Annotated in this window: 5 protein-coding genes and 1 CRISPR repeat array; of the genes, 4 read left to right on the forward strand and 1 reads right to left on the reverse strand. The window is 51.5% G+C overall.

Annotated features, from left to right (window positions below; all coding sequences use genetic code 11):
* Position 1: 1 nt before the first annotated feature.
* The 4 genes from HPY86_08565 to HPY86_08580 are packed head-to-tail and all read left to right on the forward strand — an operon-like array spanning position 2 to position 3,546.
* Positions 2-802 (forward strand): zinc ABC transporter substrate-binding protein, encoded by an 801-nt coding sequence (locus HPY86_08565; protein NPV14963.1) that lies wholly within the window; start codon positions 2-4, stop codon positions 800-802.
* Complete coding sequence (locus HPY86_08570) at positions 799-1,533, forward strand: metal ABC transporter ATP-binding protein (GenBank protein ID NPV14964.1); 735 nt, start codon at positions 799-801, stop codon at positions 1,531-1,533. The genes HPY86_08565 and HPY86_08570 overlap by 4 nt, the downstream gene beginning before the upstream one ends.
* A complete protein-coding gene (locus HPY86_08575) occupies positions 1,526-2,335 on the forward strand; it encodes a metal ABC transporter permease (GenBank protein ID NPV14965.1) in 810 nt (269 codons plus the stop codon). The genes HPY86_08570 and HPY86_08575 overlap by 8 nt, the downstream gene beginning before the upstream one ends.
* A 35-nt stretch (positions 2,336-2,370) precedes the next feature.
* Entirely contained in the window at positions 2,371-3,546 is a 1,176-nt protein-coding gene (locus HPY86_08580) for a phosphoribosylaminoimidazolecarboxamide formyltransferase (protein NPV14966.1), read from the forward strand.
* Positions 3,547-3,595: 49 nt separating this feature from the next.
* Here the strand turns inward: HPY86_08580 and HPY86_08585 are convergent, their stop codons facing one another.
* On the reverse strand, positions 3,596-4,453 hold the full coding sequence (locus HPY86_08585; protein ID NPV14967.1) for an Omp28-related outer membrane protein: 858 nt from the start codon (positions 4,451-4,453) through the stop codon (positions 3,596-3,598).
* Positions 4,454-4,823: 370 nt separating this feature from the next.
* Positions 4,824-6,098: direct repeats of the CRISPR family, unit length 35 nt; unit sequence GTTTCAATCCTTGTTTTAGTGGATACATCATCATA.
* Position 6,099: the final 1 nt, after the last annotated feature.

The following is a 6,099-nucleotide window of genomic DNA, read 5'->3' on the forward strand; positions in this document are numbered from 1 at the left end:
GGTGAAACGCATCCTCACCTTACTTATCCTTTTTGCCCTTCTTGTTGCTGCCTGCCGCACTTCTGGCCCAAAGCGGCAACTGAAGGTTGTGGCGTCAACCGTACTCATCGCAACGATTGTTCAGAACATCGGTAACGGTAAGGTCAAAGTCACAACCATCGCACCGGCAGGAATGTGTCCGGGCCACTTTGACCTTCCGCCCCAAGCGATTGCCGCTGCCCAGGACGCACAACTCATTCTCTATCACGGCTGGGAAGGCTGGATGGAAAAACTGAAACAGGAAACCAGGAATCCGACTGCAAACTGGATAACTCTGCAAACCCGGGGCAACTGGATGGTACCGCCCATTCAAAAAAAGGCGACCGAAGAACTGACCGCACTCCTTATCCAGAATGCACCGGCGGACAGCATCCTGTTTACCAAAAATCGCCAGCGCTATTTTGCCCGGATTGACTCGGTCGCACGCACCCTGCAAACGATGTTCGCCGACAAGAACCTGCCCCGGGTACTTGCCAGCGAACACCAGGCTGAATTCCTCCAGTGGCTGGGATTCAAAGTTGTTGGCACCTATGGCAGGTCAGAAGACCTAACCGCCCGGGAACTTTCCCATCTCGCTCAGGTAATGGTTGATTCCGGTGTCGGCTTGGTTGTTGACAACCTCCAGTCCGGACCAGATACGGGCAAACCGCTTGCCGAAGCGGCTGGGGTCCGGCACATCACCCTCACCAACTTTCCGCTGGATGGTGACTACCTCAAAACCGTGCTTGAAAACGGTAACCTGCTGCTTAAAGTTATCGAGTGAACCCGCCGGCAATTGCGGTCAATGATGTCACGGTCAGTTACTATGAGCATATCGCCCTGCACAACATCTCCCTTACCGTTAATGCCGGTGAATTTGTCGGTATCATCGGCCCGAACGGCGCGGGCAAAACCACCCTCCTGACCGTTATCAACGGTCTGGGCAGACTGCACGCCGGCACGGTTTACCTGTTCGGCGAAAAAGTTACCCACCGCAACATCCGGCGCTGGCGTCCACACATCGGCTATGTCCCCCAGCAACTGCACATCGACCCGCGCCTGCCTTTTACGGTCTGGGATGCGGTTCTGATCGGTGCCTATGGCAAAGCCGGGCTTTTCCATCCAGTTGGCGAAAATGAGCAAAAACGGGCAAACGACCTGCTCAATCTGTTCCGCATCAGCCATCTGCGCAATCGGCCCGTGGGACAGATTTCGGGCGGTGAGATGCAAAAGGTTGCGCTGGCACGGGCGCTTCTGCCCGAACCGAAAATCTTACTTTTGGACGAGCCCACCGCCAACCTTGACCCACCTTCGGTCCAGGAAATCCAGAACCTCCTGACAACCATCTATCAGCGCTATAACCTCACCATTTTGATGGTCACCCATCTCCTTGAGCACCTGCCTTTGATTTGCCCGCGCCTGATTATGATGAAAGACGCCCGAATTGTCTTCGATGGTCCGCGCGCTGAGGCGCTAAAACCCGAATGGCAGCAAAAGGTGTTTGGCAATGGTTGAGTGGCAACTGTTTTCCCGCCCTCTGCTTGCCGCGCTCCTCGGTGGCACCGTTTGCGGCATCATCGGTGTCTGGGTTGTGCTCTTAAACATTCCGTTTGTTGGTGTCGCAATGTCCCATGCGGCATTTGCCGGTGCCATCGCCGGACTGCTTTTAGGTATCGACCCGCTTCTGACCGCCCTGCTTTTCTGCCTGCTCACCACCCTCTTAATCGGACCCATCGCGGAAAAGGCGGACTTTGAACCCGGCGTGGCTTTGGGTGTGATATTCTCCCTGATGCTCGGACTCGCCTTCCTTGGTATCGGGCTTTTAAAAGGACCGCGCACCGAAGCGTTCAAATTCATCTGGGGCAACATTTTACTTGTCTCCCGGCGCGACATCGTTATCCTCGGTGTTCTCTGCCTTGCTGTCCTTGGCTTCCTTTTTGCTTTTGCCAAAGAAATCCGGGCGGTGCTCTTCAACCGCGAAATCGCCCGCGCGGTTGGTGTTCCGGAAAAGGCAATCTTCTTTGCCCTGATTCTTTTGACCGGCATTGCGGTTACGGTCAACCTCAACACCGTTGGTGGCTTACTCGTATTCAGCCTCGTTGTCAGCCCGGCATCTGCCGCCTATCAACTCACCTACCGTTTGCGTACGATGTACTTTCTCTCGGTCCTGTTTTCGGTCAGCGCCTGCCTTATCGGCTTACTGCTCTCCTACCTGTTCAACCTCCCCACCGGCGCCGCAATCATCTGCATCGCCAGTCTCATATTTGGCGTTGCGCTCCTTTTCTCTCCCAAACGCCGGACCCTGTCCATAACTTAAACCGATTTGACACCCGCTTTAATTTTTAATAACTTATTACCTTGGACGAAATCAGACTTCGCTATGGAACCAACCCCCATCAGAAATCGGCGCGCATCTTCCTGCCCGAAGGCAAACTGCCGCTCAAAATCGTCAACGGTGACCCCAGTTACATCAACATCATCGACGCCCTCAACTCCTGGCAACTCGTCCGCGAGTTAAAGCAACTTGCCTGTGTTCCGGCTGCTGCCAGTTTCAAACACACCAGTCCGGCTGGCGCCGCAATCGGCAAACCGCTCTCATCCGACCTCAAAAAGTCGCTCTTTGCCCCGGACTTTGAACTTTCGCCCCTTGCTGCTGCTTATGCCCGCGCCCGTGGTGCCGACCGCATGGCAACCTTTGGCGACTGGGCAGCATTTTCCGACCCGGTTGACATCACCACCGCCCAGCTCTTAGCCAGCGAAGTTTCGGACGGCTGTATCGCACCCGGTTACGAACCCGAGGCGCTCGCCATCCTCAAACAGAAGAAAAACGGCAAATACCCCATCCTCCAGATTGACCCCGATTACAACCCGCCGCCCATTGAAATCCGCCAGCTCTTTGGCATCTTTCTTGAACAGGAACGCAACAACGCACCAATTGACGAAACCCTGCTGAAAAATGTCGTCACCGAGAAAAAGCACATCCCCGACACACTAAAACTTGACCTCCTCCTTGCTCTCATCACCCTCAAATACACCCAGTCCAACTCCATCGTCTTAACCTACGATGGCCAGGTTGTCGGTGTTGGTGCCGGTCAACAGTCTCGCATCCACTGCACCCGGCTCGCCTGCGCCAAAGCCGACAAATGGTTCTTACGCCTTCACCCTCGCATCCTCAACCTCAAGTTCAAAAAAGGCACAAGCCGTGCGGATAAGGCGACCGCCATTGACATCCTCCTCGAAGAAACCGCCACCCCGGAAGAAATCCAGCCCTTCCTTAACCTCCTTGCCGAACCGCCCCAACCCTTCACCCCGCAGGAAAAACAGGAATGGCTCGCAAAGTTTGACGGTATCTGCCTTGCTTCGGACGGCTTCATCCCCTTCCGCGACAACCTTGACCGTGCTGCCCGTTCCAATGTCCGCTATGTCATCCAGCCTGGTGGCTCAACCCGCGACGAAACCATCATCACCGCTGCGGACCAGTACCAGATGGTGATGATATTCACCAACCTTCGCCTCTTCTACCATTAAAACAAAAAGCGGGGCAGAAACCTGCCCCGCAAACTCGGCGACCTTGCCGCTACTCCGAAACCACCAGTTTACCGGTGTGGCTCTTGCCCGCAACGGTCACCCGATACAGATACACGCCGGCGGTAAGGTTGTTCTTCAACTTCAGACCGGTCTCGCCCTCGGCAACACCGACAAACCTTTCCACCAGCCTGCCATCCGCAGACAGCACCGCAACCTCATAAGGAGCCGGGCTGGTGGTAGTAAACCGAATCGTTGCCCTGCCCCTACACGGATTGGGTGTTACCTGCAAAGAGCGCACCTCAACGCGCGCCGGCTTCTCCTCCTTCACACCCACCAGGTCCAGAACCCGTACCTCGGCACCCTGAAAAACGGGATAAGACGAGTCTGCCGGCACCATCGTTGTGCTCTGGGCATAAACCACCACCTTACACTTCTCCTCATTCCAGGTACTGGCGATGGTAAACGGCTGCTCAACCGAATCAACTCCGCCTGCCGGAATGGTCAACACCGTACCGTACTGATTCGGGATATAATCCCGGCAAACATGATTGTGCCACGGGTCGCCATTCGGTCCTAAATAATAGCAGGAGTCCTCGGTAATCACCACCGAAACCCGGGCGGAAATGTCAGCGGTTGAGTCGTTCTGAATCAGCGCCTTAATTGTTCCGTTCCGGCTTGACTGGTCATAACTGCCGACCAGGGTAATCTGCACCGGTGTGGGAACCGAAATCTGTGACGCAACATAACTTGCCCACAGATTGTAGTTATACCCGCGCTGGCGTCCATCAACCCACAGCCACGGCGTTGCATAACTACCCTGATAAGGCGGCGGATACATAAACCACTTCGCCCGACCCTCAGAAGAGTAAAGCGGATAGGAAGATGAGACATGCCACTCCACCGCCACTACATAACCGGCATAGTCATTACAAATCTGGTCCAGCCGACCGCTGGCAGGATTGCAGGAGCCTCAACCTTCGCTATACGCCTCTTCCAGCACCACCACCCGCTGGTATCCAGCGGACACCGCGAATAGCAGCGCCATCAACACTAACGCCTTCTTCATAATACCTCCTGTTTATTTACCTAAATTCTACGCGCCAACTTTCCCCTGTCAACCCCATCTCCTCTACCGCGCTTCTGCTCTTATTCACTTCTCTCATCCTTGTTTTGGTGGATGACGCCCGAGCGCAGAAGTAAACAGCGCAGAAGAGCAGAAACCAAACCCTCTTTTCACAGGACACTTCTGCACTACCGCACTTCTGCTCTTACTCACTTCTCCCATCCTTGTTTTAGTGGATACATCATCATAACGATTATCCCAAGCGTTTTTATATCTTGGTAATGTGTTTCAATCCTTGTTTTAGTGGATACATCATCATAACTCGTTAGAACGGGCACGAATAAATTTTACTTGCCGGAGTTTCAATCCTTGTTTTAGTGGATACATCATCATAACAACATTGCGCGGCAAGTTTCATTTGGCAACATCTAAGGTTTCAATCCTTGTTTTAGTGGATACATCATCATAACGAACGGCTGACGACGCAACAAATCTGGCGCATTGTAGTTTCAATCCTTGTTTTAGTGGATACATCATCATAACCCGACGATACGATTGGCTTTGCCGAAATAGACGGTGTGTTTCAATCCTTGTTTTAGTGGATACATCATCATAACACCGTCTTTTTGTCCAGTTTTTTCAAACTGCGCTGTTTCAATCCTTGTTTTAGTGGATACATCATCATAACCTGGTATAAGCGGATGTGTTCCGTTGTTGTGCTCTGGTTTCAATCCTTGTTTTAGTGGATACATCATCATAACATCAGTGTGCCACACCTGCCAAACCATAAGTATCGGTTTCAATCCTTGTTTTAGTGGATACATCATCATAACCATCCACCAGTTGCCGATGATGAGGATGACTGGTTGGTTTCAATCCTTGTTTTAGTGGATACATCATCATAACAATGACGGGTTTTCTCGATAGTATAATAAAACAAGAGTTTCAATCCTTGTTTTAGTGGATACATCATCATAACTTTGAATGATAAAAATTAGGTGCCGGGATAACCTAATGTTTCAATCCTTGTTTTAGTGGATACATCATCATAACTTTTAAATAGTTTATACGGCATTTTTGCTGAACGGGTGTTTCAATCCTTGTTTTAGTGGATACATCATCATAACTCTCCATTTTTCCGAAGATGAATCACTCCGATATTATGTTTCAATCCTTGTTTTAGTGGATACATCATCATAACACTTCGGAATGCTCCTGCTCGTCCGCACCGGCTCGTTTCAATCCTTGTTTTAGTGGATACATCATCATAACAGACACAAAAGGGCGCACAGATTCCATGCCTCATCATGTTTCAATCCTTGTTTTAGTGGATACATCATCATAACATGTAAGCGACTTGTGCGTCGGTTAGTCGGTGCGCGTTTCAATCCTTGTTTTAGTGGATACATCATCATAACTTTCTGCCATTTATACCTCCTTTTTGTTAAAGAGCTGTTTCAATCCTTGTTTTAGTGGATACATCATCATAA

The sequence above is a fragment of the candidate division WOR-3 bacterium genome, assembly GCA_013177935.1.
GTDB lineage: Bacteria > Hydrothermota > Tepidihabitantia > Tepidihabitantales > Tepidihabitantaceae > Tepidihabitans.